This window comes from Kitasatospora sp. NPDC008115, assembly GCF_042957205.1.
Lineage (GTDB): Bacteria > Actinomycetota > Actinomycetes > Streptomycetales > Streptomycetaceae > Kitasatospora.
On sequence record NZ_JBIBHU010000001.1, the window covers coordinates 265,716 to 291,394 of the forward strand.

Sequence of the window (25,679 nt, forward strand, 5' to 3'; positions counted from 1 at the left end):
CCACGTGGGCGGACCGTCCCTCACCGACCCTGCACGCTCCCCGCCGTCCTCCTCGACGGAATCCTCGACGGCCTCGTGCTCAGGCCGCCTCCGCCTCCGCCCTGGCCTGGAACTCGCGGACCACCCGCTGCTCCCGGTAGGGCTCCAGCCGCCGCCGGAACTCGTCCAGGTACTCCACGCCCCGGTTGGAGCGCAGCCCGCTCAGCAGCCGGACCGCCTGGGCCCCGGTCTCGCAGGCCCGTTCGACGTCGCGCTGCTGGAGCTGCGCCGTCGCCAGCAGCACGAGGTCCACCGCGCGGCGCCGCACCCGGGTCGGCGGGTGCAGGTCGAGCGCCCGCCGGGCGTAGTGCTCGGCCGGGCCGGCCTGCTCCAGGTCCCGGTGGCAGTGGGCCAGTTCGTCGGCGAGGTAGGCGTCGTCGAAGTGCACGATCCAGTCCGGGTCGTCCTCCGGGCGGCGCTTCTCCATCATCTCCAGCGCCTTGGCGGCCACCGCCTCGCAGGCCTTGGCGTCGCCGAGCAGGGCGTGCCCGCGCGCCTCGGCCGCGTAGAACATCGCCATCGCGGTCGGGGTGGCCACCGTCCGGGCGCCCTCCTGGGCGGCCCGGGCGAGCTGGGCGATCTCCCGGGGGTTGCCCAGGGTCGCCGCCAGGTGGCTCATCGAGGCCGCCAGCACGTACCCGCCGTAGCCCCGGTCGTCGGCGGCCTGGGCCAGGCGCAGCGCCTGGATGTAGTAGCGCTGGGCCAGGCCCGGCTGGCCGGTGTCCACCGCCATGTAGCCCGCCAGCTCGGTCAACCGCGCGACGGCGGCGAAGAGCTGACGTCCGGTCTCGTCCCGGTAGGAGCCGCCGAGCAGCCCGGAGACCACGCTGTTGAGGTAGTGCACCACCACCGGGCGGACGTGCCCGCTGCCGAACCGGTGGTCCAGGTCGACCAGCATCGCGGTGGTCGCCTTGACGGCCGCGACGTCGGTCGGGCCGACCCGGGTGCCGCCGGTGCGGGCCACCACCGGGTCGGGCGGGGTGATCAGCCAGTCCCGGCTGGGTTCGACCAGCGCGGAGGCCGCCACCGTCGCCCCGGTCAGGAAGTCCCGCCGGCCGACGTCGCTGCGCCACAGCTCGCAGACCTGCTCCAGCGCGGCGCCCAGCGTCGGCGCGAACTGCAGGCCGATGCCGGAGCTGAGGTTCTTGCCGTCGGCCATGCCGATCTCCTCGACCGACACGCCGCGCCCCAGCTTGCGCCCCAGCGCCTCGGCGATCACCGCCGGCGCCTGCCCCCTCGGCTGCTGGCCGCGAAGCCAACGCGCGACGGAGGTCTTGTCGTACCGCAGGTCCAGACCGTGCTCGGCACCGCAGAGGTTGACTCTCCGTGCCAGACCGGCGTTGGAGCAGCTGGCCTCCTGGATCAGCTGCTGGAGACGCTCGTTGGGCTGTCGTGCGACAAGTGGTCTCGCGGCCATTGGGCTTCGCCTCCCCACACCCTCCGGTCCCGGCCGGCGGGCGACGCTTTCTGCTGATCTCTGTTGCCGAGTTGCCGACTGTCCGACCGTTCAAGGAAACTGACACCAGGTTAGCGATCAGCAACGCCAGCGGGATACCCACGGTGACGATCCCCACCCCCCACGCGCCCGGCAGAATGCTCCCGTGCGCCCCCACTGCGCCCACCCCGCCTCCCCCCGGCGCGCTCCCGCACGGTCCGCCTCACCGGTTCGGGTGAATCACCCCCGGGTGGCCCAGCGGGCCCGGCCCGCCCGTAACCCGGCTCACGCACGGTAGTTGAGCACCCCGTGGACACCATCCCCGATCCCCCCGGCCAGGGTGCCGGCCCCGGAGTGCCGCCGCTGCTCGTCGCGGCCGTCGGCTACGCCGAGACCTGCCACTGGGAGGTCGCCCCGGGTGCCTGGCCGGTCGACTGCGACGGGCCCGCGCGCTGCTCCTGCGGCGACCGGCGCTGCGCCCTCCCCGGTGCCCACCCGATCGACACGGACTGGGCGCGCCGGGCGAGCGCGGGGCCGGGCGCGGTGCTGCGCTGGTGGACGGAGCACCCGCGGGCGTCGATCCTGCTGCCGACCGGCCGCTCCTTCGACGTGCTGGACGTCCCGGAGGTGGCCGGCTGCCTGGCGGTGGCGCGGATGGAGCGGATGGGGTTGCAGCTCGGCCCGGTGGTGGTGGTCCCGGCCGCACCCGGCCGTTCCGGCCGGCGGCTGCACTTCCTGGTGCTGCCCGGCGCGGCGGCCCGGCTGCCGGAGCTGCTCCGCAGGCTGGGGTGGCCGCCCGGCCGGCTGGACCTGGTGGCCCGCGGCGAGGGCGACTGGACGGTGGCCCCGCCGTCCCGGGTCGGCCCGGGCGGCTTCGCGCAGTGGGCCCGGCCGCCCGCCGCGCGGGGACGCTGGCTGCCGGACGCCGCCGAGCTGATCGGCCCGCTGGCCTACGCCTGCGGGCGCGACGCGCCGTCGTCCACGCCCTGGCCGGCCCTGCCCGAGGCGGTGCGCTGACCGCTTCCCCCGACTGCCGCCCTACGCCGATCGGGTGAGGGCGTGCCCCGCGCGACACCCCGCGCGCGAGTGACGGGCCTTGTCTCCCACCGGAGGCGGGGCCCGTCATACGCATGTGCGGATAAGGCTTCGGTGTACCCGCTGGTCAACGGCGAAAGCCCCTCGTACGAGTGACAGCGCTCAAGGATTGCCTTGATCGTCCGAGTGGGAGAACTCCCAGCGTGAGGGGACGCCGGACGGGGCGCTCGGTCGGGGAAGCCGGGCGAGGCGGACGGGAGGGACGGAGGGGAGACCGGAGGGGAACGGAGGGGACGGGAGGGACAGGGCGGGGCCGTGGTACCGGCCGGGTTCGGGGAGGCCGGTGCCACGGAAGGCGGGAGGGAACGGGAGGGGCCGGACGGGGCCGGGTGCGCGGGGAGCGCCCGGCCCCGTCCGGCGTTGCTCAACCGGTCGGTCGCCGCCGTGCCGTCCTCCCGTGCTCGGCCCCGCTCAGCCCTGCGCGACGAACACGTGCGCGGCGATGTCCTTGCCCAGCTCGGCGGCGTTGTCGCCGGTGCCCACCAGCACCCCGCCGACCCCGGCGCTCACCCGCACCGTCGACCCCGGCCGGACCCCGGCCCGGCGCAGCGTGCGCATCAGGTCGCCGTCGGTCTGGATCGGCTCGCCGATCCGGCGGACCACCACGTCGGCGCCGTCCGCGCCCGGCGTCACGGTGTCCAGCGGGACCAGCCCGGCGTCGAAGCCCTCGCCCTCGGCCTTGGCGTCGCCCAGCTCGTCCAGCCCCGGGATCGGGTTGCCGTACGGGGACTGGGTGGGGTGGCCGAGCATGGCGAGCACCTTGCGCTCGACCGTCTCGCTCATCACGTGCTCCCAGCGGCAGGCCTCCTCGTGGACCTGCTCCCACTCCAGGCCGATCACGTCGACCAGCAGGCACTCGGCGATGCGGTGCTTGCGCATCACCCGCACGGCGAGCCGGCGGCCCTCCTCGGTCAGCTCCAGGTGCCGGTCGCCCGCGACGCGCAGCAGTCCGTCGCGTTCCATCCGGCCGACCGTCTGGCTGACCGTGGGACCGCTCTGCTCCAGGCGCTCGGCGATCCGGGCGCGCATCGGGGTGATGCCCTCCTCCTCCAGCTCCAGGATGGTGCGAAGGTACATCTCAGTGGTGTCGATCAGCCCAGACATCGCCGCTGGCTCCGTTCCTCGGTGTCCTCATCGCCAATTCTGACCTACCGCACCGACTACCGGGCCCGTCGCAGGGCGCGGGGGGCGGGTTTTCCCGCCTGTTGACAGCGGCGCCGGTGAGGCAGCACGGTGCTGGCCGTAGCTTCCTCCCCCGCGGCCGGACCACCCCGGCCCGCCCCCACCCGGCCGGATCCCCCACCGGCAGAGAGCGAAGGCAACAGATGAGCGAGCTGGTCGGCCGGTACTTCGACGCCGCGATCGCGCACCTCCAGCGGGTCCGCACCGAGGAGGCGGAGAACATCGAGGCGGCCGCCGCCCTGCTGGCCGAGGCGATCACCGAAGGGCACAGGATCTTCACCTTCGGCGCCGGCCACTCCTCGCTCGCCGCCCAGGACGTCGTCTACCGGGCGGGAGGCCTGGTGCCGATGAACCTGCTGGAGGTCCCCGGGATGGCCGGGGTCACCGTGATGCCGGCGCCGCTGTCCAGCGCCCTGGAACGGGTCTCGGGACTCGCCACCGCCGCCCTCGACCACACCCCCGCCACCAGCGGTGACCTGCTGTTCCTCATCTCGCTCTCCGGCCGCCAGGTGATGCCGGTCGAGCTGGCCCAGCACGCCCGGGGCCGGGGCATGAAGGTGATCGGGCTGACCTCGCTCGCCTACCCCGGCGAGATCCCGTCCGGGCACCCGTCGGGCACCTACCTCAAGGACCACTGCGACGTCGTCCTGGACAACAAGATCGCGATCGGTGACGGCGAGCTGACCCACCCCGGCGCCGAGACCACCTTCGGCCCGGTCTCCACCATCGTCACCAGCGCCCTGATGCAGGCCGTGGTCGCCTCCGCGGTGGAGCGCCTGGCCGACGCCGCCCTGGCCGGCACCGGCGCCACCCCGCCCCTGTTCCGCTCCGGCAACGTGCCCGGCGGCACCGAGTGGAACGCCAAGCAGATGTCCGACAACGCGGAGCGGATCTTCTACACCTTCTGACCCCGCCCCGCCGTCCGCCGTACCCCGGCGCGGCCGACCGGTACCGGTCGGCCTACGCCAGCCGGCCGACCGGCGTGGACACCGCACCCGCCCACCCGGCGGCGGGGCCGACCGCGCCCCGCCGCCGAACCGCAGCACGCCCGGCCCGGCGCGCCCCACCCCGGGGCCACGCGCCCCGCGGCCCCACCCCGGCCCGATGGCCCCGATGATCCCGATGGCCCCGTCCCAGGCGTACCGGGGCCCCTCCCGGGGCAGGTACCGCCGGGGCGGGCGGAGCTGCGAGCGGGGGAACGGGATGACGTCGGGCACGGGCGGGACGGACCGGGTGGTGCGGGAGCGCGAGCTGCTGCCGGAACTCTTCTGGGCGGCCGACTCGGCCTCCCAGCAGGGGCAGACCAGGGCGGTGCGGCTGTCCGCCGCCGAACTGGTGCTGCTGGTCGCGGCCGCCACGGCCGGCTCCGCCGACGGCACGGTGTGGTCCTGGCTCGCCGCGGTGGCCTACCTCGGCGCGATCGCCCTGTCCGCCGTGACCAGCCGGCAGAACCCGCAGGGCCTCTGGTACGAGGGCCGGGCCGCCGCCGAGTCGGTGAAGACCCTCGCCTGGAAGTTCGCCGTCCGCGCCGACGCCGTCCAGCCGCCCCCGCGCCCGCTGCCGGACGCCGAGGGGCTGTACGGCCTCCAGCTCGGCCGGGTGCTGCACGCCTTCCGGGGCAGCCGCGCGGTCGGCGCCGGCCTGGCCGGCCGGCCGGCCGAGAGCCAGATAACCGCGGCGATGCGAGGCCTGCGCGAGCAGCCCCTCACCGTCCGCCGGGACGTCTACCTGCGCGAGCGGATCCAGGTGCAACAGGACTGGTACCGGTCGAAGTCCCGCTACTGCGCCCGCGCCGGGTTCTGGACCGGCGTGGCCGGCGTCGGGCTGCCGCTGCTCGGCCTGGTGCTCGCGGTGCTGCGGGCGATGGGCGAGTTCTCCTTCGACGCGCTCGGCACCGTCTCCGCCGTCGCCGCGTCGGTCACCGCCTGGGCCCAGCTGCGCCAGTACCGCCCGCTCGCCGCCGCCTACGGCCTGGCCGCCGACGAACTGGCCCAGATCCGCGCCCAGCTGGCCCGACTGGACGTCGGCTCCCCCGACGCCGAGGAGCTCTGGGCCCGCCTCTCCCGCGACGCCGAGGACGCCGTCTCCCGCGAGCACACCACCTGGCAGGCCCGCCGCGAGGTCAACGGCTCCGCCGAGCGCGACCACTGAACGGCGGGCCGGAGGGAGGCGGTCCAGGGCGGTCCAGGGCGGTCCTGCGCAGGCGGGTACGCCATCGACAACGGTCCCAGTAGGACGATCTGACCACCTGTTAGCGTGCTCGGATGGACAATCTGGGACCGGCGGCCTGGCCGCCTCAGCCGATCAGGACCGAGCGCCTCGTGCTCCGCGAGCCCGAGGCGAGGGACCGCGCGGCGTTCATCGACCTGCTGGCCTCACCGGAGGTGCACACCTACCTCGGCGGCCCGCGCCCGCGTGACGAGCTCGAACACGAGACGCCCGAGGTGCCCGAGCGGTGGCCGGGGAGCTTCGTCGTCGAGCTCGACGGGGCGATGATCGGCCAGATCCTGCTCAGGAGGGCGACCGGGCACCGCCGCCCGGCCGCCGCGGGGAAGGCCGACCTCGGCTACCTGTTCCTGCCCCGGGCATGGGGCTTCGGATACGCCGCCGAGGCGTGCGCGGCGGCGCTCGGCTGGCTCGACGACGCCCTCCCCGGCGAACCGGTGGTGCTCACCACCCAGTCCGCCAACCTCGCCTCGATGCGCCTCGCCGCGAAGCTGGGGTTCACCGAGGTGGAGCGCTTCGAGGCCTGGGGCGCCGAACAGTGGCTCGGCCTGCGGCCCCCGTCACGCCGTCCATGAGCGACCACTGCTGCGAGTCGATGACGGAGCAGCTGAACCAGCACTGCGGCCGGCACGACGACCCCTTCGACTGCCCGGACACGCTGATGCACTTCAGCGCCGGGTTCCGGGAGTACGGGCCGATCGTCCACGACGGCAGCACCGCGGTCATCGGGATCGCCTTCTGCCCCTGGTGCGGACGGCGCCTTCCCGAGTCCCGGCGGGACCGCTGGTTCGAGGAGCTGGAGCGGCGCGGGATCGACCCGTGGGAGGACGAGGTCCCCGCCGAGTTCGAGGACGGGACCTGGCTCGCCGATCCGGGCTCCTAACGGGCCACGGGGGTGACCGGGGCCTTGCCGGAGAGGACGGCGAGGACGTTGTCGACCGCGAGGTCGCCCATGGCCTGGCGGGTGCGGACGGTGGCGCTGCCCAGGTGCGGGGCGAGGACGGCGCGGTCCTGGGCGAGGAGGGCGGACGGGACGGCGGGCTCGTGCTCGAAGTTGTCGACGGCGGCGGCGAACAGCGCGCCGGACTCCAGTGCGGCGGCGAGCGCCACCTCGTCGACGACGCCGGCGGTCATCGAGACCACCACCGCGCCGGGCGGCAGCAGGGCGAGCCGGCGGGCGTCCAGCAGGTGGCGGGTGGCGTCGCCGAGCGGGCAGGTGACCACCAGGACGGGGGAGGTGGCGAGCAGGTCGTCCAGCGGCAGCCACTCGGCGCCGTCGGCCTGCTCGGGCGGGAGGGGAGTGCGGTTGTGGTAGCGGACCGGCATGTCGAAGCCGCGCGCCCGGCGGGCCACCGCCCGGCCGATCCGGCCCATGCCGAGGATGCCCAGCGGGGTGCCGGTCAGCTCCATGCCGAGCAGGAAGTTCGGCGCCCACGCCCAGGTCTCGCCCGAGCGCAGCAGGCGCTCGCCCTCGCCGAGGCGGCGGGTGGCGGCGAGGAGGAGGGCCCAGGCCATGTCGGCGGTGGCGGCGGTCAGCACGCCGGGGGTGTTGGTGACCGGGATGCCGCGATCGGCGCAGGCGGCCTTGTCGATGTTGTGGTGGCCCACGGCGTGGTTGGCGACGATCGCGAGACCGGGGCCGGCGGCGTCGAGGAGTTCGGCGTCCACCCGGTCGTCCAGGGTGGTGACCAGGGCCTTCCGGCCGCGAACGGCGGCCAGGAGGTCGGCGCGCGCCATCGGCAGGTCGGAGTCGTGCACGGTGGCGGCGTGGTGCGCGGTGAGCCGTTCGACGACACCGGGCGCGAGACGACGGGTGACCAGGACCGGGGGCTGCTCGTTCATGGCCCGAATCTACGCTCCGCCCCCTCACCGGGCCGGGCGAGGGGCCAGGTGCCATCTATGGCACCTGCGTTCGCCGGGCCTCGCCGGCCGTCACGCGGCCGAGTCCAGCTCGAACCAGACGAGCTTGCCTCTCTTCTGCGGATCCGCGCCCCACCGGTGGGTGAGCCCTTCGACGAGCTGGAGGCCCCGCCCGCACTCGGCGAGTTAGAGGGGTCCGCGCTGTTCGGGGAGGGTGTGGCTCTCGTCGCCGACCGAGACCCGGACGGTGTTGCCGATGATGACGACCAAGACGACGGGCGCGGCGGTGCAACCGTGCCGCCAGGCGTTGACGATCAGCTCGGCGAGCGCGAGCTCGGCGTCGAAGATACGGTCATCGCCCCACCCGGCGCGCGCCATCGCGTCGCGCAACGACTGCCGGGCGAGGGTGAGGGAGGGGGAGTTGAGGTTGGGGATACACACGGGGAAACTCCCTGCGGTGTAGAGGGGGCACACCTTGGGGTCTGTCGCCGTGAACAAGCCCGCAGCGGGACTGGAGGCGCCGCATGCGAGTGCTCTTCGGTGCCCGGGCAGCCGGTACCAACTGCCCTTGGGTTGGACGTTACTGACAACCCATTGGATGCTTGGCTGCCACGACTGTAATTGACCTCGATCCATTTTTGCAACACCCTCTGCGATCACCCCTACACTGCCTGTGAGCGACCAGCCATCCGGACGAGAGGTGACGAACATGGGACTCAGGGGCGTCATCAGCGAACGCCAACGCCGCTTCGGCGAGGAACTTCGTCGCGTACGCGAGGCCACTGGCATGTCCGGCCCGGAGATCGGCGAGCTGATGGGGATGAAGGGCCCTGCCGTCAGCCACACGGAGGCCGGGCGGTTGAGCCTCAACATCGAACGGTTGCACGTATGGCTCGACGTCTGCGGCATGACCGACCCCGACTACCGGGCCGGCATGGCCGCCATGTGCCAGAGCACCGGCAAAGGCTGGTGGAGCGAGTACCGGACCCATGTCGTACCGGGCGCCCTCGATCTGGCCGAGTTCGAGGCCGCCGCCGACTCGTTCAGCAACTACCAGACGCACCTGATCCCCGGCCTCCTCCAGACCAAGACATACAGCGAGGTGATCCACGAATACGCCGAGAAGAAGGTCGAGTTCCGGCGCCAACGCCAGCAGGTGCTCACCGGGGAGAACCCTCAGCCCTTCCACGCTGTGATCCACGAGGCGGCGCTGCACATGATGTACGGCGGTCCGGCCGTCATGCGAGACCAGTTGAACCACCTGGTCGAGATGGCCCATCTGCCCAACGTGACAGTCCAGATCCTCCCGTTCGACTGCACGGTCTATGCATCGACCGACACGGCGTTCATGCTGATGCACGGACCGCATTCCCGCTTGGACACCGTTGTACTGGAGGATCCACACGGCGGGACTTTCCTGGGAGATCCCGAGGGAGTGGCCGCGTTCCGCCGGAAGTTCGACCGGATCAAGGGCATGGCCCTCCCACCCCTGGACAGCAGCGCACCTGGGCCATCACCCGCCTTTCGGGACTCGTGGGGCATGATCCAGCACGTCCGTTACAAACTCCTGGGGAGGTAGCCGTGAAGCAGCTCAACTGGCAGAAGTCGACTTACAGCGGGGAGAACATGGACTGCGTGGAGATCGCCTCCGACGGCGACCTCGTCCACATCCGCGAGTCCGACGACCCCACCGCTGTCATAGCCATCATGAAGGCCCAGCTCGCCGCCTGCCTCCAGGCCACCAAGGCCGGCAGGTTCGACCACCACACCCGCTGACCGCCGACGCCCCCGGGCTGCCGCAACGCCCGTTCGGGTGATTCCACGGCTGATGTGCGCCTTGGCGGCGGGCCGGGGCGGCAGGCTGGGTCCGACCTCGACCTATCCCCGGAAGGGCAAGCCATGACCGAGAACCTCATCGCCACGCTCAAGACCAACCACGGCACCATCAAGGTCCGCCTGTTTCCCGACCACGCGCCCAAGACGGTCGAGAACTTCGTCGAACTCGCCGAAGGGACGCGGGAGTGGGTGCATCCCGAGAGCGGGGAGAAGACCACCGCCAAGCTGTACGACGGGACGATCTTCCACCGGGTGATCGAAGGGTTCATGATCCAGGGCGGGGACCCCCTCGGGCAGGGTGTCGGCGGGCCGGGGTACAAGTTCGACGACGAGATCCACCCGGACCTGGTCTTCAACCGGCCCTATCTGCTGGCCATGGCCAACGCCGGCATCCAAGCGGGCAAGGGCACCAACGGCTCCCAGTTCTTCATCACCGTCGCCCCCACCCCGCACCTCAACGGCAAGCACACGATCTTCGGCGAGGTCGTCCAGGGCGCGGGTGTCGTCGACGAGATCGCGAAGGTCGAAACCGGGCGCAACGACCGCCCCACCACAGATGTCGTCCTCGAATCCGTCATCATCGAGCGCGTCTGAGTGGACGCTCTCCTGGCTGCTCCCGCGACGCGTGCGGGAGCAGCCAGAGGTCGACCGACTGCCGCGCCCCGGCGGCGAATCGCTCTCCCAGTGGGGTCAGGGCTCCGCTGTCGGCGAGCAGGTCCACCGCCTCGTCGGTCAGGCCGCGCCAGTGCGCGAAACGGGCCCGGGCCGACGGTGGTCCGTCGGCCGCCCGGGTGCCCCAGAAGGCCGTGACCGCCAGGTGCGCGTACACGGCCTGGAACAGTGAGCCGATCGGTCTCGGCGAGAGCCCGAAGGCCTCGAACAGCCGGGTGTCGCCCCGGTCGTACAGCTCGACCCGGTCCAGCACCGCGCCCAGCTTCACGTGCTGGAACTCGTGCACCAGCAGCAGCGCCAGCGTCGACGCATCACGCGGGCGGGCGACGGCGACCGCGCCGAAGGCCTGCCGGGCCGCCGAGCTGAGGTCCCGGCCGTCCGGGCCGGGGCGCAGTGGTGTGACGGTGGTCAGGCCGGCCCGCAACCCGACTGCGTAGTCCGGTAGTTCAAGGTCCAGCAGGCGGGTGGCCGTCCGCAGGTCGTGCGCCCAGCCCGTGTATGCGGCCGAGGACAGCCGGTCCGCCACCGGCCAGCGGTGGACGGCCCGTTGCGGATCCACGTCCTCCAGCGCCATCGCCCCGATCCGGCGGACCGGCTGCCAGCGCGGATCACCCGGACCGGTGAGCGCACCGTCGTCGGTGCACGCTGTCCAGCCCGTCGGACCGCCGGTGATCAGTGCCTCCCGAACACCCCTGCCCAGTACGAGCCGGCCGAGGGTCGGCAGATGCAGGACCCCGTCGCGGACCGGCACCGTCACCGTGTCGCCGCGACCCGCCAGGACGGCGGCGGAAGCGGCCAGTTCGGCCAGCGGGCCGAGGCCCGCGCCCGGGTCGCCGCTCAGCCGTCGCGCCGCCCAGGCCCGGACGTACGGGTGGGCCAGCACCGCGTCCACAGCGGCGGGTTCGGCCGCGTCGAGCTCCGCCAGCAGCTCCCAGGCCGCCGAGCGCGCCAGCCCCGCCGAGCCGTGCACGGCGGCCAGCATCGCCCGGGTGAGCGCGAGTTGCGAACGGGCCAGCGCGCGGACGGTCTCCGGTCCGCCCAATCCGAGCGCCAGTTCGCCGAGTTGCGAATCGGTGAGCCCCGGCCCGGCTACGTCCACGGGCGGTGGAACAGCCCGTGCGGCGGTGCCCGCCCGCGCCGCCAGCCCGTCGATGAGTACCCGCAGGTCCGCGCAGTACACCGAGGGGTGGTCGAAGGAGCCCTCCCGGTAGCGGTGCGCGTACAGGCCACCGCCGCACGACCGCACCACCGGGCAGGCCCGGCAGACGGCGTTCAGCCCGGCCGGGCCCGCCTGCCGGGCGGCCATCCCCGGGTGCCGCAGGACGTCGTCGAGGCTGTGCCGGAAGACGTCCATCCCGGTGGCGGGCGCGCCGTCGTACGCCGTCCGCAGGCTGTCCGCCTGCTCGTACGCGCCGTCCGTCTCCAGCACCACCAGGTCCACCGGTTCGAGGCCGAGCGCCTCGCCCAGCCCGGGCAGCCCGGACAGGGTGCGGTGCACCGAGTCGAAGGTGCGGACGGCGAACGGGCGGCCGTCCGCCTCCCACCTCGCGTGCACGGCCAGCAGCCAGTCCGCGTACGAGGTCGGGCCGAGTTCGGCGGGCCGGGACGGCGGCCGCTCCCAGGTGGCGTGCGGGAGCAGGAAGTCGACGGCCGGGGGCTCCAGTTCGGCGAGCGCCCGGTAGACGGCCGCCGGGTCGTTCGCCACGTCGACGGTGCAGAGCAGCCCCGCGTACAGGTGCCGGAACCGGGGCTCTCGCAGCAGCCCGACCGCCCGCAGCACCTGCGGATGGCTGGAGCGCCCGTCCGCGAACCGCCGGTGGCGGTCGTTGGCGGCCCGGTCGCCGTCCAACGAGAGGCCGACCCGCACGCCGAGTTCGTCGAACAGCTCGCAGTACGCCGCGCTCAGCCGCACCCCGTTGGTGTGCACCCGCAGGTCCGGTTCGCAGACCTCCGGCAGCGCGGCCCGCAGCGCCTCCACCGCCCGCCGGATCACCGCCGGCCCCGCCAGCAGCGGCTCACCCCCGTGCAGGACGACGCGCACCGCCGTCAGCCCGTGCGCGACGGCGTGCTCCCCGATCCGCTCGGCGGCTCTCGCCAGCACGGCGTCCCCGACGACGCGCGGCCGGGACCGCCAGCCGGTGTCGGCGTGCTCGTAGACGTAGCAGTGGTCGCAGGCGAGGTCGCACCGGCTGTGGACCTTCAGCACGACCTGCGTGAACGGCGGCGGAGGAGACGTCATGACGGCACGTTTCCAAGGCCGGACGCCTACCAATCGTGTTCTCAGATACCTGAATTGAACGCCGCGACCGACCGGGCGCCCGCTCCCGGCAAGGCCAGTTCGAGCCCCCGGGCCAGTTCACCCGCGTCGACCTTCGCCAGCTCCGCCAGCGCGGGCCGCTCGGCGGCGCCGCGCGCCCCGTCCTGCTCCACCGGGATGTCCGGTTCCATGCCTCAACTCCCTCTCGGCCGATGCCCGTCGTGCTCCGTCACACCAGGGGTGGCTCCGTCTCCACGTCCACCCACTCCCCCACCCGGATCGCCTCGGTGAGCGGATGCCCGTCCCCCAGCTGCGGGACGGCCCGCGCCCGCGTCAGCGTCCGCACCCGCAGCTCCGCCGCCCTGGCGGTCTCGCCGACCGCCGCCAGCGCCAGGGCGACGTTCGCCGTCGCCGCCAGCGCCTCGGGGTGGTCGGTGCCGAACCGCTCGGTGAGCAGCTCGGCGGCCGCCTCCGCGAGCACCAGGGCCTCGGCGGACCGGCCGGCCCGGGCCAGGTCGTTGGCCCGGTTGAGCCGGGCGGTCCCGACGTATGGGTGGTGCTCGCCCAGCAGCTCCGTCAGGTCGTCCAGCACCTTGCCGGACAGCGCCCGTGACTCCTCGGTCCGCCCGGCGCGGCGCAGCGCCACAGCGAGGTTGCCCGCCACGACGCGCTCGATCGGGTGGTCGGAGCCGAGGTGGTCGCGGTGGTAGAGGTACGACTCCTCGGCGAGTTCCACGGCCTGGCCGGTGTCCCCGAGCGCGCTGAGCGTGGCGGACAGGCTCCCGGAGGCGGCGGCGGTGCCCGGGTGGTCCGCGCCGTAGCGCTCCATCAGCTGCCGGTGGACGTCCTCGATTTCCCCCAGGGCCTCCGGCAGCCGGCCGAGCCGGCGCAGCACGGCGCAGCGGAAGCGACGGGCCCTCAGGGTCTCGTCGTGCTCCTCGCCGAGCGCCTGCCGGCTGCGCCGCACGGCCTTGTCCAGCCGGGACAGCGCCTCCTCCAGCCGCCCCGCCTCGCACAGCGCCTGGCCGTAGACGACGCCCCCGAGGATCGTGTACGGGCTGCGTTTGCCGAGCACCTCCAGCTTCCGCGGGTAGAGCACCTCGTGGATGGCCAGCGCCCCGGCGAAGTCCCCCGCGAGCATGATGGAGACCGCCAGGTTGTTCTCCGCCATGAGGGTGCGGCGGCTGTCCGGGCCGAGCACCCGGCGGGCGACGGCCAGCGTCCCCTCGTCCAGTTCCCGCGCCTCGGCGTAGCGGCCCAGGTGGCGCAGGTCCCCGCCGAGGCTCATCGCGGCCGGGATGGTCTCCCGGTGCTCGCGCCCCAGCAGCTCGGTCAGCCGCTCGAAGGCGTCCCGGTCGGTCGCGTACGCCTCCCGGACCAGGCCCTGGGTGCGCTGGATGTTGGCGAGCTGGATGCGCAGCAACTGCACCTTCACATCGGGCCCGGTGCCCAGCGGCCCGGCCTCCCGCCAGCGGGCGAGGACCCGTTCGGCCAGTTCGCGGCCGGCGTCGTGCAGGCTGCGCTGCCACAGGTAGCGGACCGAGTTGACGATCCACTGCCGGACCGCCGGGTCGGCGGACTGGTCCGCGCCGGACGGGCGCAGGTGGGGCAGCAGTTCGGCGTACCGGGGCCAGTGGTGCGGGGCGTCGGGGTCACCGGGGTCGGCGAGGGCGAGCGCCCGGTGGGCCACGCCGCGGACCCGGTCCCGGTCGGCCTCGGCGACCTGCTCGCGCAGCAGTGCCTGGACGATCCGGTGCACCACCAGCGTCCCGGCGGCCTGGTCGTAGCGGGCGAGGTTGAACTGGTTGACGGTCCGCAGGATGTCGCCGATGGCGAGCCGGTGGTCGGAGGTGCCCGGGGGGAGCCCGATCACCTCGATCACCGGTGAGCTGTACAGCAGCCCGATCGGGATGGCGTCGGGGCCGAGGAAGCCGCAGATCTCCAGCAGCCGGGCGGCCGGGGCGTTGATCCGGCGCAGGTCGGAGCCGGCGATCCGCCAGGTGGCGGCGGTGGCGGTGGCGTTGGGGCCCTCCTCGCCGGCCCGCCCGGCGTCGGCGCCGAAGCCGGTCCCGGGCGCGGAGCCGTCGGAGGAGCCGGAGCCGACGCGCACCGAGCGGTCGAGGATGTCGGTGAGCGTCTCGTCGAGCAGGTCGGCGTAGGTGCCGGCCGGCATCGGCGTCTCCTGCAGCCAGGCGGCGGCCTGGCCGACGGCGAGCGGCAGGTCTCCGAGGAGTTCGGCGATCCGCTCCGCGTCCGCCCGTTCGACACCGGTGTTGAAGTGCCGGACGAGTTCGACGCTCTCCGCGCGGTCGAACACCTCGACCTCGGTGCGCCCGGGCCGGCGGGCCCAGCGCCGGTCGCGCGAGGTGACCAGGACGTGGCCGTCCGGCCCGGCGGCGGGCAGCCAGGGGTCCAGCAGCTCCGGGTCCTCGGCATTGTCGAAGATCAGCAGCCAGCGGCGGTAGGGGCGGCCGCTGCCGAGCGCCTCCAGCACCGCGCGGGCGGTGCGGGTGACGTCGCCGTCGGTCTCCAGGCCGAGACCGGGGGCGAGTTCGGCGAGCCGCTGCGGGATCACCGCGGACTGCTGGGAGGGCACCCACCAGAGCACGTCGTAGCCGGCCGCGAAGCGGTGCGCGTACTCGATCGCGGCCTGCGACTTGCCGACCCCGCCGATGCCGTAGAGCACCTGGACGGGCGCGGCGTCGGCGGTGAAGCCGTCGCGGACGGCCTCCAGCAGCCGCATCCGGCCGGTGAAGGTGGGCAGCCGGGGCGGCACCTTCTGGACGGCGGGGCGGCCGTCGGGGAAGCGCGGCAGGCGCGAGACGGTGAACTCGCCGGAGTCCATCCAGCGGCCGGCGCCGGGCGGCGGGCCGATCAGTTCGAACAGCTGCGCCTCGGCCTGCTCGGCGGAGCCGGTCGCCAGGTCCAGCACCCGGTGCCCGGCGAACTGCGGCGGCTCCGGCCGCTCCGGTGTGCCGATCCGCACCGCGAGCAGGCCGCCGGAGTCGCCCACCGGGCCCTGGGTGGTGAGCCGGCGCCAGATCTCCCGGGCACGCGGCAGGGCGGCGTAGTCCGCGGTGAGCAGGGCGAGCAGTCGGCCGTCGCCGTCCAGCGGCCCGGCGGCCTCGGACAGCGGGGCGGCCTGCGCCGGGCCGGGTTCGAGCGGGACGGCGGCGCTGTGCAGGGTGGCGAGGTAGCCGAAGCCGCGCAGGGTCCCGGCGATCCACTCGGCCCAGACCCGGTCCCTGGGGGCGTAGCTGACGTACACCTGGCGGGAGCGGGTGCGGCCCTGGCGCAGGTAGGCCGCGTACAGCCGGCGGCGGGCCTGGTCGGGGACCGGCCGCAGTTCGCGGACCCGGCCGCCGGTGAGCCAGTCGGCCAGCCGTTCGAAGGCGGCGAGCAGGGTGCGGCCCTGCTGCGGCCGGTCGACGATGGTGGCCGGCACCTCCTCGTAGGCGTAGAACGGCTTGTACGGCACCTCGACGTCGCGCCAGTACTCCGCGCGGCGCTCGGCGCCCAGCCAGCGGCCCAGGTAGGGGTCGAAGGCGTCGTGGGCGAGGTCGCGGCCGGCCGCGAGTCCGGCGCGTTCGGCGTCCTCGACGCGCATCGGGACGGGCAGCACCCGGATCTCGCGCTCGTCGGCGTCGACGATGGCGCGGGCCGCGTCGACGCCGCCGCGGATGCTCTGGGCGCCGAGGGTGAAGCAGTCCACGACGGTGTCCGGCATCAGCACCGTGCAGATGCCGGAGGTGTCGCTGACCCCGGTACGGCTGTCGATCAGCACGTAGTCGTAGGCGCCGGTCCACTGCTCGCGCAGCGCGTACAGGAACTCCGCGCCGCGGATGTCGGCGCGGGTGTAGAAGCTGCGCCAGTTGAAGCTGGTGACGGCGGCCGAGTAGGCGGCGTTCTGCCGCCCGGCGGGCATCAGGTCGAGCCGGCCGCCCTCCGGGAGGTCGAGCGCCAGGCCGCACAGGTACTGCTCCAGCCGGCCGGGGGCGGCCAGCCACTCCCGGGGGTCCGGTCCCGGCCCCGGGCGGTCGGGGCCGGGCAGCGCCTCGTCGACGTAGGCCCGCAGCATGTCGATCAGGCCGTCGGTGGCGTGGAGTTCGGGGTCGACCAGCAGCGGGTGGTAGTACCGGTGCAGGCCCGGGGCCTCCAGGTCCCAGTCCACCACCAGGACGCGCAGGCCCTGGCTGGCCAGGATCCAGCCCAGGTTGGCGAGCGCCATGGTGCGGCCGGTGCCGCCCTTGAACGAGTAGAAGGTGACGACGGTGCCGGTGTCGGGGGCCGCCAGGGCCGCGGACCCGTGGTCCGCGAGGGCGGCGTGCTCGGGGCTCATCGGTCCGCTTCTCCTTCACTGGACGCCCGGGTGGCCGGGGGCACGGTCTCCTCGCGCAGGACCGCCCGTGCCCCGGGGGCGGCCCCGTTCCCCGGGGTGTTCCCCGGGCGCGGCGGGGGTGGCCCCGCCTGGGCGGGCGGATCCGGTGGCGGCTCCGGCGGGCCCGACGGATTCGACGGATTCGACGGGTTCCGCGGGTTCGACGGGGCCGACGGCGCGGGCGGCGGCCAGGCCGGGATGGTCAGCCCGGGCATCGGCCGCGGGTCGGGGCCGAGCCCGAACTGGGCGCGGGCCGTCACCGGGTCGTCGTCGACCTGGTCCAGCAGCCGGTTCTGGGCCACCGTCACCGTCGACAGGAGCTCGCGTTCGAAGCGTTCCCGCCGGACGTGGATGCGAAAGAGCGGCTCGGGCCCGGACCGGTGCAACCAGGTGCGCGCGAACACCTCGCGCACCCCCTCCCAGAGCCGGGCGCGCGCCGGACCGGGCGGCGGGTCGTCGGAGCCGTCGGGCAGCAGCACGGCGGTGACCGGGTGGTTCTGCCGGTCGAAGTCGCGCAGCGCCTGCCGGTAGGGCTCCCCGGCGGCCGCCCACGGGTCCACCAGCAGGACGCTGACCTCGTTGTTCTCCCGGGCCCGGTCGAGCGCGTCGGCGAGGTCGGGGCCGACGGTCTCCAGGCTGGTGCTGTGCCCGGCCCGGGTGATCACCTGCTGGGCCTGGACCGCCAGTGAGGGCAGCCGCGGCGGGTGGTAGGGCGCCCAGTCGCGGGGGTGCGCCCCGTACCAGCCGCCGCGGTAGCGCTCGTCGGAGCCGCCCGCGCCGTCCGCCCCCGTCGCCGGCGGGCCCTCGGAGCGCTGCGGCGGGACGCGGTCACCGTTCGCGGCGGCGGCCCGGTCGGACCGGTCGCCGATCCAGCGGGCGGCGACGAAGAGGCGGACCAGGCTGCTGCGGGCGGCGACCGGGGCGATCTCCGGCACCGGGAAGCAGCCCTCCACCCGGCCGAGGTCGAGGTCCCGCAGCTCGGAGACCCGCCAGGCGGCGGCCTCCCGCACCCGCTCGGCGACCACCCGCACCACCAGCCGGTACGCCGTGCCGTGCGGGTCGGTGCGCAGCAGGTGGCGCAGCCCGCCGGTGGCGTACTCCGGGCCGAAGTCGTCCTGGACGTACTGGATCCGCCGCACCTCGGCGGGCAGGTCCCCGGGCGGCGGCTCCCACAGGACGGGGATGAGCGCCGGGACGCTCTCGCCGGTCTGCTCCTCGTGGCGCCGCGTCCGGTGGTCGAAGGCGGTCCACTCCTTGCCGCAGTAGGCGCTGGCGAAGTAGGCGGGCGAGTAGAGGGCGACCATGGTGCGGCTGGCGCCGACCATCCGGGAGAGCTGCCGTTCCCAGTCGTCGCCGACCCGCAGCCGCTCGGTGTCGCGGTAGGCCAGCTCGCCCGGTCCGGCCTCGGGCTCGATCCGGGCCAGTTCGTCCCGCAGGTCGGTGAAGAACTGGTCGACGAAGGCGCCTCCGACCAGATGGTCCCGCCGCGCGTAGCTGAAGAAGAAGTACGGCCGCACCCACAACCCCCCACCGACCCGGTGAACGTCCCCACCATACTGTCGGGGTGACGGCGGGTCAGCCGGCGGGCGAAGGAAGTTGTCGCGGTGTCGTCACAAGTGCGGCCCGGCGCCTCGACGTCCCTGGTCAGGGGCGCGCGGGCCGGGGGCGCGGACGGCCTCCCGGGCGGCCCCGGACCCGCCTCACGGGCAGAGCCGCTCCACCCGCCAGCCCGTCGGGGCGTCCGGGTCCGCGACGTAGCGCAGCCGGTCGTGCAGCCGGTTCTCGCGCCCCTGCCAGAACTCCACGCTCTCCGGCACCACCCGGTAGCCGCCCCAGAACGGCGGCACCGGCACCCCCTCGCCCTCCGGGTAGCGCCGCTCCAGCTCCGCGTAGCGCTGCTCCAGCACCTCGCGCGAGGCGACCGGGCTGGACTGCTCGCTGGCCCAGGCGCCGAGCTGGGAGCCGTGCGGGCGGGTGCGGAAGTAGGCGGCGGTCTCGTCCCGGCCGACCTTCTCCACCCGGCCCTGGACGATCACCTGGCGGGCCAGCGCGATCCACGGGAAGAGCAGCGCCGCGTGCGGGTTGACGGCCAGCTCGGTGCCCTTGCGGGAGCCGTAGTTGGTGAAGAAGGAGAAGCCGCGGGCGTCGAACGCCTTGAGCAGCACGGTGCGCGCGCTGGGCCGCCCCTCCGCGTCGGCCGTCGAGAGCACCATCGCGTTGGGCTCCACCACCCCCGCGTCGTCCGCGTCGTGGAACCACCGCGTGAACTGGCCGATCGGCTCGGCGGCGAGCTCCTCCTCGGCCAGGCCCTCGTGCGCGTAGTGCTTGCGCATCACGGTGAGGTCCGGTCCGGGTCGGGCCTCGTCGGCCAGGATCCGGGTGGCGGGGGTCAGGGGCGTCGACTGGGCGCGGTCCGGGGTCTGCACGTCAACATCATCCCGTACGACAAGCAACCGGCACCGCTACCTCCGGACAAACCCCGGTGGGAGATAAGGTGACTCGCCCCCGATCGGCCGCCCGTCGTACGGTGATTTGTCCGCAACCGCACCCTTGGGTCCGGCGATCCGCCGGGCACGACCGGCCGTCGGGCGAAAAGTCAAGCGGGCCCCGGGAAAACATCACCACCGTGGTGTATGGCGCAATGCACCCCGTGCCTGTCACCCTGGCACCGAGTGCCAACCACCATTCGGTCAGAGGCGTGCCTCCCCACCACGGCGGCCGCCGATCGCAGAACTGAAGGAGCCGTGCATGTCCGACTTCGTACCCGGGCTCGAAGGTGTCGTCGCGTTCGAGAGCGAGATCGCCGAACCCGACCGTGAAGGCGGCGCTCTGCGGTACCGGGGCGTCGACATCGACGACCTGGTCGGCAATGTCTCCTTCGGGCACGTCTGGGGCCTGCTGGTCGACGGCCGGTTCAACCCCGGCCTGCCGGCCGCCGAGCCGTTCCCGATCCCGGTCCACTCCGGCGACATCCGGGTCGACGTGCAGTCCGCGCTCGCCATGCTCGCCCCGGTCTGGGGCCTGAAGCCGCTGCTGGACATCGACGCCGAGCAGGCCCGCGACGACCTCGCGCGCGCCGCCGTCATGGCGCTCTCCTACGTCGCCCAGTCCGCCCGCGGCCAGGGCCTGCCGATGGTCCCGCAGAGCGAGATCGACAAGGCCGAGACCGTCGTCGAGCGGTTCATGATCCGCTGGCGCGGCGAGCCGGACCCCAAGCACATCAAGGCCATCGACGCCTACTGGACCTCAGCCGCCGAGCACGGCATGAACGCCTCCACCTTCACCGCCCGGGTCATCGCCTCCACCGGCGCCGACGTCGCGGCCGCCCTGTCCGGCGCGGTCGGCGCGATGTCCGGCCCGCTGCACGGCGGCGCGCCGTCCCGTGTGCTCGGCATGATCGAGGAGATCGAGCGCACCGGCGACGCCACCACCTGGGTCAAGAACGCGCTGGACAAGGGCGAGCGGCTGATGGGCTTCGGCCACCGCGTCTACCGCGCCGAGGACCCGCGCGCCAGGGTGCTGCGCCGCACCGCCAAGGAGCTCGGCGCGCCGCGCTTCGAGGTCGCCGAGGCGCTGGAGAAGGCCGCGCTGGAGGAGCTGCACAACCGCCGCCCCGACCGCGTGCTGGCCACCAACGTCGAGTTCTGGGCCGCCATCATGCTGGACTTCGCCGAGGTCCCCGCCCACATGTTCACCTCGATGTTCACCTGCGCCCGGACGGCGGGCTGGTCGGCGCACATCCTGGAGCAGAAGCGCACGGGCCGGCTCGTGCGCCCCGCCGCGCGCTACATCGGCCCCGGCCCGCGCGGCCCGCAGGAGATCGAGGGCTACGACGCCATCGCGCGCTGACCCCGGCAGACCTCCGCAGGTCACCGCCCGACCGCGGGAGCGGCGGGTCCGGAATGTGAACCGGACCCGCTGTTTCCGCAGCTCGCAGGCCGGTCGACGGCATCTCAGCGGGCGGACCGCCGTCGATTTAGGCCACCCCTGCGGGTAGGCTGCGCCCGTGGCTCAGATCCAGATCCCCGCTGACATCAAGCCCGCCGACGGCCGTTTCGGCTGCGGCCCGTCCAAGGTGCGCCCCGAGGCCCTGAGTGCCCTCGCCGCGACCGAGACCTCCCTGCTCGGCACCTCGCACCGCCAGGCCCCGGTGAAGAACCTGGTCAAGCGCGTGCGTGAGGGCGTGAGCAGCCTGTTCTCCCTCCCCGAGGGGTACCAGGTGGTTCTCGGCAACGGCGGGTCCACCGCCTTCTGGGACATCGCGGCCTTCGGCCTGGTACGGGAGAAGTCCCAGCACCTCGACTTCGGCGAGTTCTCCTCCAAGTTCGCCTCCTCCGTCAAGGCCGCGCCCTGGCTCGCCGAGCCGAGCGTGATCAAGACCGCCCCCGGCACCCACCCGCTGCCGGTCGCCGAGGCCGGCGTCGACGTCTACGCGCTCACCCACAACGAGACCTCGACCGGCGTCGCGATGCCGATCGCCCGCCCGGCCGGCGGCGACGAGGGCTCGCTGGTCCTGGTGGACGCCACCTCGGGCGCCGGCGGCCTGCCGGTGGACATCACCGAGACCGACGTCTACTACTTCGCGCCGCAGAAGTCCTTCGCCTCCGAGGGCGGCCTCTGGCTGGCGTCGTTCTCCCCGGCCGCCCTGGAGCGCGCCGCCGCGATCGCCGGCTCCGGCCGGTACATCCCGCCGTTCTTCGACCTGCCGACGGCCATCGACAACTCGTCGAAGGACCAGACGTACAACACCCCGTCGATCGCCACCCTGTTCCTGCTGGCCGACCAGCTGGAGTGGCTGAACGGCAACGGCGGGCTCGACTGGGCCGTCGCCCGTACGGCTGATTCCTCGTCCCGGCTGTACGGCTGGGCCGAGAAGTCCTCGTTCGCCAACCCGTTCGTGGCGAACCCGGCCGAGCGCTCGCAGGTCGTCGGCACGATCGACTTCGACGACGCGGTGGACGCCGCCGCCGTCGCCAAGGCGCTGCGCGCCAACGGCATCGTCGACACCGAGCCGTACCGCAAGCTGGGCCGCAACCAGCTGCGCATCGCGATGTTCCCGGCCGTCGACCCGGCCGACGTGGACGCCCTCACGGCCTGCGTCGACTACGTGGTCGAGCGCCTCTGACCCGGTCCCACGGGCCACGGGCCGACAGGCCAACGGGAAGGGCCACCGCCTCCGGGCGGTGGCCCTTCCCGCATGTCGTCCGCGGTGGTCAGCCGCCGACCAGCGAGCTGATCAGCACGACGACCAGCAGCAGTACCAGGGCGCCGGTCACGATTCGCATTCGAGTCTTGGGATCCACGGTCAACGAGCGTACCCCCGACCGGTCCGCGCCCGGACGCCGAGGCCCGGGGAGCACGGTGGCCCGGCACTACTCCGCCTCGGCCTCCCAGCGGGCCAGCGGCCAGGAGGACAGCGAGGTGTAGCGGACCGTGCCGCCCTCGTGCGCGCTGAGCATCAGGTGCAGCTCGGCGGCCTCCCACTCCGGTCCCCGGTACTCGTCCAGCGCCGCCGCGAGGGCGTCCAGCTCGCCCGCCGCCAGCCGCTGCTCCGCCCGCCGCCGGCCGCGCGAGGAGCCGGCCCGGGCCAGCGTCAGGTGCGGGTGGAAGCTGAACGCGTCCGTCTCACCGGTCACCTCGGCGGTGGCCCCGTGCACCGCCTCGGCGAGCCGGCGCAGCGCCCAGTCCTGCCCCGTCACCCCGGCCCAGAGCACCCGGTCGCCGAACCGGCCGCCGCCGGCCAGCCGCAGCGTGTGCACCGGATGCCCCTCGGCGACCTCCGCCAGCGCGACCTCCAGCTCCGGCACCCGGTCGGCCGGCACCTCGCCGAGGAAGGCCAGGGTCAGGTGCCAGGCGTCGGCCGAGGTCCAGCGCAGCCGGTCCGCCCCCGGCAGCCCGCGCAGCGGGGCCACCGCGTCGGCCAAGCCCTGCAACGCCTCCACCGGAGGCAGTACCGCCACGAAGAGCCTCATGGAGCCATCTTCCCGCGCACGGCGGTTCGGGCTAGAACTGATGACCATGAAGATCCGCAACGGGGGCCCCGAGGACATCCCCGACATCCTGTCCCTGCTCGACGGCGCCGTGGCCTGGCTGGCCGCGCAGGGCCGGACCCGGCAGTGGGGCGACCGGTCGTTCAGCGGCTCGGCCGCCCGCGTCGAGCACATCGGCAGGTACGGCCGCGAGCCGTTCCTGATCCGGCTCGCCCTCGACGACGAGGGGCGCACGGTCGGCTCCTGCGTCCTGTCGGAGCAGCGGCCCGAGTACGCCACACCGGTGGACGAGCCCGAGCTGTACATCCGCAACCTGGTGACCGACCGGTCCCGCAAGGGCTCCGGGATCGGCGCCGCGCTGATCGCCGACGCGCTCGACGAGGCCCGCCGCCGCGGCATCGGCCTGCTGCGGGTGGACTGCTTCGGCGGTGACGACCGCAAGCTGGTCGGCCGGTACCGGGCGCTCGGGTTCACCGAGACCGAGTCCTTCGAGGTCGAGCAGCCGGCCGGTCCCTGGCCGGGGCAGATCCTCGCGATCCGGCTCTGACCGGTCGGCGGCCCCGGGAACGCCGTCGCGGCGCTCCCGGGGCCGGCCGGGTCAGCAGGCCGTGGCCAGCTCCGGCTTGGCGCCCGCCGCCGGACGCGGCACCAGCGCCACCACCCGGCCGCCGCGCCCCGGGTGCAGGTCCAGCCGCAGCCGCAGCTCGGCGCTGCGGGCCAGCACCAGGCCCACCACACCGGCCGCCGCCGCCGAGACCAGACCGCAGGCCAGCAGCCCCAGCCGGGGGCCGTACGAGGCGGTGACCCAGCCCACGATCGGCGCGCCGATCGGCGTGCCGCCGGTGAAGACCAGCATCAGCAGGCCCATCACCCGGCCGCGCATCGCGGGCTCGGTGGCCAGCTGGAGCGAGGCGTTGACCGAGGTGTTGAAGCTCAGCCCGAACACCCCGATCAGGGTGAGCAGCAGCGCGAAGGTCCAGTAGCCGGGCGCGAACGCCGCCACCACCTCCAGCGCGCCGAACCCGAGGGCGGCGCCGACCAGTCTGCGCAGCCGGGGCGCGCCCCGGCGGGCCGCGATCAGCGCGCCGGTCAGCGAGCCGACCGCCATCGCGGTGTTCAGCAGGCCGTACTGCCCGGCGCCGACGTGGAAGGTGTCGGTGGCGAAACCCGCCAGCAGGGTCGGGAAGTTGAAGCCGAAGGTGCCGATGAACCCGGCCAGCACCAGCGGCCAGAGCAGCTCGGGCCGCTCCTTGACGTACCGCAGGCCCTCCCGCAGCTGCCCCTTCTCGCGGGCGATCGGCGCGGTCGGGCGCAGTTCGCCCGTCCGCATCGCGAGCAGCCCGCCGATCACGGCGGCGAAGGACAGCGCGTTCAGCGCGAACGCCCAGCCGCTGCCGACCGCGGCGATCAGCAGGCCCGCGACGGCGGGGCCGACCAACCGGGCGGTCTGGAAGTTGGCGGCGTTCAGGCTGACCGCGTTGGCGAGGTCCTTCGGGCCGACCATCTCGGAGACGAAGGCCTGCCGGGTCGGGTTGTCGACCACCGTGACCAGGCCGAGCAGCAGCGCGAACACGTACACGTAGTACGGGGTCACCACGCCGCCGACGGTGAGCACGGCGAGGCCGGCGGCGAGCAGGCCCATCGCGCCCTGGGTGAAGATCAGCAGCCGGCGCTTGGGCATCCGGTCGGCGAGCACCCCGCCGAACAGGCCGAGCAGCAGCATCGGCAGGAACTGCATGGCGGTGGTGATGCCGACCGCGAGCGGGCTGCCGGTGAGGCTCAGGACCAGCCAGTCCTGGGCGATGCGCTGCATCCAGGTACCGGTGTTGGACACCACCTGGCCGGCGAAGTAGTAGCGGTAGTTGCGAACGCGCAGTGAGGAGAACATCCCCCCGGGCCGGGTGAAGCGGGCGCCGGTCGGGGACGCGGCCGCGCGGGTGCGGCCGGGAGCGGCGGGGTCGTCCGCCGCGGTGCGTTCGTCGGGGTCGTCGTCACCGCTGCCCGGCAGCCCCGTCGGGGCGGGTGCCTGGGCGTCGGCGGCCGCGGCGCTCGCCGCGGCGGGGTCGGTGGTCTGCTCGTCGGTCCGGGTACGGGTGGCGGCGCTGGCTGCGGCCGGCGGTGTCACGGTGGTCTCCCCTCGCGGCGCGACGGCCGGTGGCATGGCCGTCGCGCTCCTGGTGTCGGTCATCGGTCCTGCGGTGATGCGGTTCTCCTTCGTCCTCCGGCGGCTACCGGATCCGCTGTGCCTAGAGGTGTGCGAGCTTGTAGAGCACGGGCGCCGCCTCGCGGAGCTTCGCCCACTCCTCCTCGTCGAGCCCCTCGGCGAGCTCGGCGAGCCAGGCGTTGCGGCGCCGGCGGGACTCCGCCAGGATCTCCTCGGCCTGTTCGGTACTGCTGACGACCACCTGCCGGCGGTCCTCCGGGTGCGGCTCGCGCCGCACCAGGCCCTTCTCCTCCAGCATCGCGACGATCCTGGTCATCGAGGGCGGCTGTACGTGCTCCTTCCGGGCGAGCTCACCCGGCGTGGCCTTCCCGCACCGCGCGAGGGTGCCCAGCACCCCGATCTCGGTGGGACTGAGCGACTCCTCGACCCGCTGGTGGCGCAGTCGACGGGAGAGGCGCATGGCGGACGACCGCAGCTGACTGATCGCTGCGAGGTCCTGCTCGGACATCTCGGGCATGTTCTTTAGCCTACGTCATTACTTTGAC

The 25,679-nt window shown here is 74.0% G+C and carries 23 protein-coding genes; 11 read left to right on the forward strand and 12 right to left on the reverse strand.

What is annotated here, in order from left to right:
• Positions 1-79 precede the first annotated feature (79 nt).
• Positions 80-1,456, reverse strand: a complete 1,377-nt coding sequence (locus ACFZBX_RS01130) for a transcriptional regulator (protein ID WP_380756585.1) — start codon at positions 1,454-1,456, stop codon at positions 80-82.
• A 336-nt stretch (positions 1,457-1,792) separates the two neighbouring features.
• On the opposite strand from ACFZBX_RS01130, the gene ACFZBX_RS01135 reads away from it, so the two are divergent.
• Positions 1,793-2,491, forward strand: coding sequence for a bifunctional DNA primase/polymerase (locus tag ACFZBX_RS01135; protein ID WP_391531032.1), 699 nt, complete (start codon positions 1,793-1,795; stop codon positions 2,489-2,491).
• 489 nt (positions 2,492-2,980) lie between these two features.
• On the opposite strand, the gene ACFZBX_RS01140 is transcribed toward ACFZBX_RS01135, so the two are convergent.
• Positions 2,981-3,673, reverse strand: a complete 693-nt coding sequence (locus ACFZBX_RS01140) for a metal-dependent transcriptional regulator (protein WP_391530624.1) — start codon at positions 3,671-3,673, stop codon at positions 2,981-2,983.
• 221 nt (positions 3,674-3,894) lie between these two features.
• Here ACFZBX_RS01140 and ACFZBX_RS01145 point away from each other — a divergent pair, with 221 nt between their 5' ends.
• From ACFZBX_RS01145 to ACFZBX_RS01160, 4 genes are all read left to right on the forward strand, one after another.
• On the forward strand, positions 3,895-4,659 hold the full coding sequence (locus tag ACFZBX_RS01145) for an SIS domain-containing protein (RefSeq protein WP_391530625.1): 765 nt from the start codon (positions 3,895-3,897) through the stop codon (positions 4,657-4,659).
• 295 nt (positions 4,660-4,954) lie between these two features.
• A complete protein-coding gene (locus tag ACFZBX_RS01150) occupies positions 4,955-5,902 on the forward strand; it encodes a DUF4231 domain-containing protein (RefSeq protein WP_391530627.1) in 948 nt (315 codons plus the stop codon).
• Between the two features lie 113 nt (positions 5,903-6,015).
• Positions 6,016-6,552 (forward strand): GNAT family N-acetyltransferase, encoded by a 537-nt coding sequence (locus tag ACFZBX_RS01155; RefSeq protein WP_391530629.1) that lies wholly within the window; start codon positions 6,016-6,018, stop codon positions 6,550-6,552.
• Positions 6,549-6,860 (forward strand): DUF6980 family protein, encoded by a 312-nt coding sequence (locus ACFZBX_RS01160; protein ID WP_391530630.1) that lies wholly within the window; start codon positions 6,549-6,551, stop codon positions 6,858-6,860. The genes ACFZBX_RS01155 and ACFZBX_RS01160 overlap by 4 nt, the downstream gene beginning before the upstream one ends.
• On the opposite strand, the gene ACFZBX_RS01165 is transcribed toward ACFZBX_RS01160, so the two are convergent.
• Entirely contained in the window at positions 6,857-7,819 is a 963-nt protein-coding gene (locus ACFZBX_RS01165) for a 2-hydroxyacid dehydrogenase (RefSeq protein WP_391530632.1), read from the reverse strand. The genes ACFZBX_RS01160 and ACFZBX_RS01165 overlap by 4 nt on opposite strands.
• Before the next feature lie 204 nt (positions 7,820-8,023).
• Positions 8,024-8,278 carry an ATP-binding protein gene (locus ACFZBX_RS01170; RefSeq protein ID WP_391530634.1) on the reverse strand — a complete coding sequence of 85 codons (255 nt, stop codon included), beginning with the start codon at positions 8,276-8,278 and terminating at the stop codon, positions 8,024-8,026.
• A gap of 232 nt (positions 8,279-8,510) precedes the next feature.
• Between ACFZBX_RS01170 and ACFZBX_RS01175 the strand changes: the two genes are divergently transcribed.
• The 3 genes from ACFZBX_RS01175 (at position 8,511) to ACFZBX_RS01185 (ending at position 10,267) form a co-directional block, all read left to right on the forward strand.
• Complete coding sequence (locus tag ACFZBX_RS01175) at positions 8,511-9,416, forward strand: helix-turn-helix domain-containing protein (RefSeq protein WP_391530635.1); 906 nt, start codon at positions 8,511-8,513, stop codon at positions 9,414-9,416.
• A gap of 2 nt (positions 9,417-9,418) precedes the next feature.
• A complete protein-coding gene (locus ACFZBX_RS01180; protein ID WP_391530637.1) occupies positions 9,419-9,613 on the forward strand; it encodes a DUF397 domain-containing protein in 195 nt (64 codons plus the stop codon).
• A gap of 123 nt (positions 9,614-9,736) precedes the next feature.
• Entirely contained in the window at positions 9,737-10,267 is a 531-nt protein-coding gene (locus ACFZBX_RS01185; protein WP_391530639.1) for a peptidylprolyl isomerase, read from the forward strand.
• Here ACFZBX_RS01185 and ACFZBX_RS01190 read toward each other — a convergent pair.
• The 5 genes from ACFZBX_RS01190 to pdxH form a co-directional block, all read right to left on the reverse strand.
• Positions 10,251-12,584 (reverse strand): FxsB family cyclophane-forming radical SAM/SPASM peptide maturase, encoded by a 2,334-nt coding sequence (locus ACFZBX_RS01190; protein WP_391530641.1) that lies wholly within the window; start codon positions 12,582-12,584, stop codon positions 10,251-10,253. The genes ACFZBX_RS01185 and ACFZBX_RS01190 overlap by 17 nt on opposite strands.
• Positions 12,585-12,625: 41 nt before the next feature.
• Positions 12,626-12,793, reverse strand: a complete 168-nt coding sequence (locus ACFZBX_RS01195) for a hypothetical protein (RefSeq protein WP_391530643.1) — start codon at positions 12,791-12,793, stop codon at positions 12,626-12,628.
• 38 nt (positions 12,794-12,831) lie between these two features.
• Positions 12,832-16,941, reverse strand: a complete 4,110-nt coding sequence (gene fxsT / locus ACFZBX_RS01200) for an FxSxx-COOH system tetratricopeptide repeat protein (protein ID WP_391530645.1) — start codon at positions 16,939-16,941, stop codon at positions 12,832-12,834.
• Complete coding sequence (locus tag ACFZBX_RS01205) at positions 16,938-18,497, reverse strand: TIR-like protein FxsC (protein ID WP_391530647.1); 1,560 nt, start codon at positions 18,495-18,497, stop codon at positions 16,938-16,940. The genes fxsT and ACFZBX_RS01205 overlap by 4 nt, the downstream gene beginning before the upstream one ends.
• Before the next feature lie 183 nt (positions 18,498-18,680).
• Entirely contained in the window at positions 18,681-19,313 is a 633-nt protein-coding gene (pdxH, locus tag ACFZBX_RS01210; protein WP_380756616.1) for a pyridoxamine 5'-phosphate oxidase, read from the reverse strand.
• Between the two features lie 415 nt (positions 19,314-19,728).
• Here pdxH and ACFZBX_RS01215 point away from each other — a divergent pair, with 415 nt between their 5' ends.
• Together ACFZBX_RS01215 and serC are read left to right on the forward strand one after the other, a co-directional pair.
• A complete protein-coding gene (locus ACFZBX_RS01215) occupies positions 19,729-20,829 on the forward strand; it encodes a citrate synthase 2 (RefSeq protein ID WP_391530648.1) in 1,101 nt (366 codons plus the stop codon).
• A gap of 157 nt (positions 20,830-20,986) precedes the next feature.
• A complete protein-coding gene (serC, locus tag ACFZBX_RS01220; RefSeq protein WP_391530650.1) occupies positions 20,987-22,105 on the forward strand; it encodes a phosphoserine transaminase in 1,119 nt (372 codons plus the stop codon).
• A gap of 247 nt (positions 22,106-22,352) precedes the next feature.
• Here the strand turns inward: serC and thpR are convergent, their stop codons facing one another.
• Entirely contained in the window at positions 22,353-22,952 is a 600-nt protein-coding gene (thpR, locus tag ACFZBX_RS01225; protein WP_391530652.1) for an RNA 2',3'-cyclic phosphodiesterase, read from the reverse strand.
• Positions 22,953-22,998: 46 nt separating this feature from the next.
• On the opposite strand from thpR, the gene ACFZBX_RS01230 reads away from it, so the two are divergent.
• The gene (locus ACFZBX_RS01230) at positions 22,999-23,517 is read left to right on the forward strand and encodes a GNAT family N-acetyltransferase (protein ID WP_391530653.1); all 519 of its coding nucleotides are present in this window, start codon (positions 22,999-23,001) and stop codon (positions 23,515-23,517) included.
• Positions 23,518-23,568: 51 nt separating this feature from the next.
• On the opposite strand, the gene ACFZBX_RS01235 is transcribed toward ACFZBX_RS01230, so the two are convergent.
• Together ACFZBX_RS01235 and ACFZBX_RS01240 are read right to left on the reverse strand one after the other, a co-directional pair.
• Positions 23,569-25,158 (reverse strand): MFS transporter, encoded by a 1,590-nt coding sequence (locus tag ACFZBX_RS01235; protein ID WP_391530655.1) that lies wholly within the window; start codon positions 25,156-25,158, stop codon positions 23,569-23,571.
• A 58-nt stretch (positions 25,159-25,216) separates the two neighbouring features.
• A complete protein-coding gene (locus ACFZBX_RS01240; protein WP_350541345.1) occupies positions 25,217-25,651 on the reverse strand; it encodes a MarR family transcriptional regulator in 435 nt (144 codons plus the stop codon).
• Positions 25,652-25,679 lie beyond the last annotated feature (28 nt).

Bases quoted from the DNA above. Each gene is read 5' to 3' on its own strand.
- ACFZBX_RS01240 (WP_350541345.1), bottom strand. From the start codon at position 25,651: ATGCCCGAGATGTCCGAGCAGGACCTCGCAGCGATCAGTCAGCTGCGG.
- ACFZBX_RS01185 (WP_391530639.1), top strand. From the start codon at position 9,737: ATGACCGAGAACCTCATCGCCACGCTCAAGACCAACCACGGCACCATC.
- ACFZBX_RS01165 (WP_391530632.1), bottom strand. From the start codon at position 7,819: ATGAACGAGCAGCCCCCGGTCCTGGTCACCCGTCGTCTCGCGCCCGGT.
- ACFZBX_RS01195 (WP_391530643.1), bottom strand. From the start codon at position 12,793: ATGGAACCGGACATCCCGGTGGAGCAGGACGGGGCGCGCGGCGCCGCC.
- ACFZBX_RS01160 (WP_391530630.1), top strand. From the start codon at position 6,549: ATGAGCGACCACTGCTGCGAGTCGATGACGGAGCAGCTGAACCAGCAC.
- pdxH (WP_380756616.1), bottom strand. From the start codon at position 19,313: ATGCGCAAGCACTACGCGCACGAGGGCCTGGCCGAGGAGGAGCTCGCC.
- ACFZBX_RS01230 (WP_391530653.1), top strand. From the start codon at position 22,999: ATGAAGATCCGCAACGGGGGCCCCGAGGACATCCCCGACATCCTGTCC.
- ACFZBX_RS01130 (WP_380756585.1), bottom strand. From the start codon at position 1,456: ATGGCCGCGAGACCACTTGTCGCACGACAGCCCAACGAGCGTCTCCAG.
- ACFZBX_RS01235 (WP_391530655.1), bottom strand. From the start codon at position 25,158: ATGACCGACACCAGGAGCGCGACGGCCATGCCACCGGCCGTCGCGCCG.
- ACFZBX_RS01155 (WP_391530629.1), top strand. From the start codon at position 6,016: ATGGACAATCTGGGACCGGCGGCCTGGCCGCCTCAGCCGATCAGGACC.
- ACFZBX_RS01150 (WP_391530627.1), top strand. From the start codon at position 4,955: ATGACGTCGGGCACGGGCGGGACGGACCGGGTGGTGCGGGAGCGCGAG.
- ACFZBX_RS01145 (WP_391530625.1), top strand. From the start codon at position 3,895: ATGAGCGAGCTGGTCGGCCGGTACTTCGACGCCGCGATCGCGCACCTC.
- ACFZBX_RS01215 (WP_391530648.1), top strand. From the start codon at position 19,729: ATGTCCGACTTCGTACCCGGGCTCGAAGGTGTCGTCGCGTTCGAGAGC.
- thpR (WP_391530652.1), bottom strand. From the start codon at position 22,952: ATGAGGCTCTTCGTGGCGGTACTGCCTCCGGTGGAGGCGTTGCAGGGC.
- fxsT (WP_391530645.1), bottom strand. From the start codon at position 16,941: ATGAGCCCCGAGCACGCCGCCCTCGCGGACCACGGGTCCGCGGCCCTG.
- ACFZBX_RS01140 (WP_391530624.1), bottom strand. From the start codon at position 3,673: ATGTCTGGGCTGATCGACACCACTGAGATGTACCTTCGCACCATCCTG.
- ACFZBX_RS01190 (WP_391530641.1), bottom strand. From the start codon at position 12,584: ATGACGTCTCCTCCGCCGCCGTTCACGCAGGTCGTGCTGAAGGTCCAC.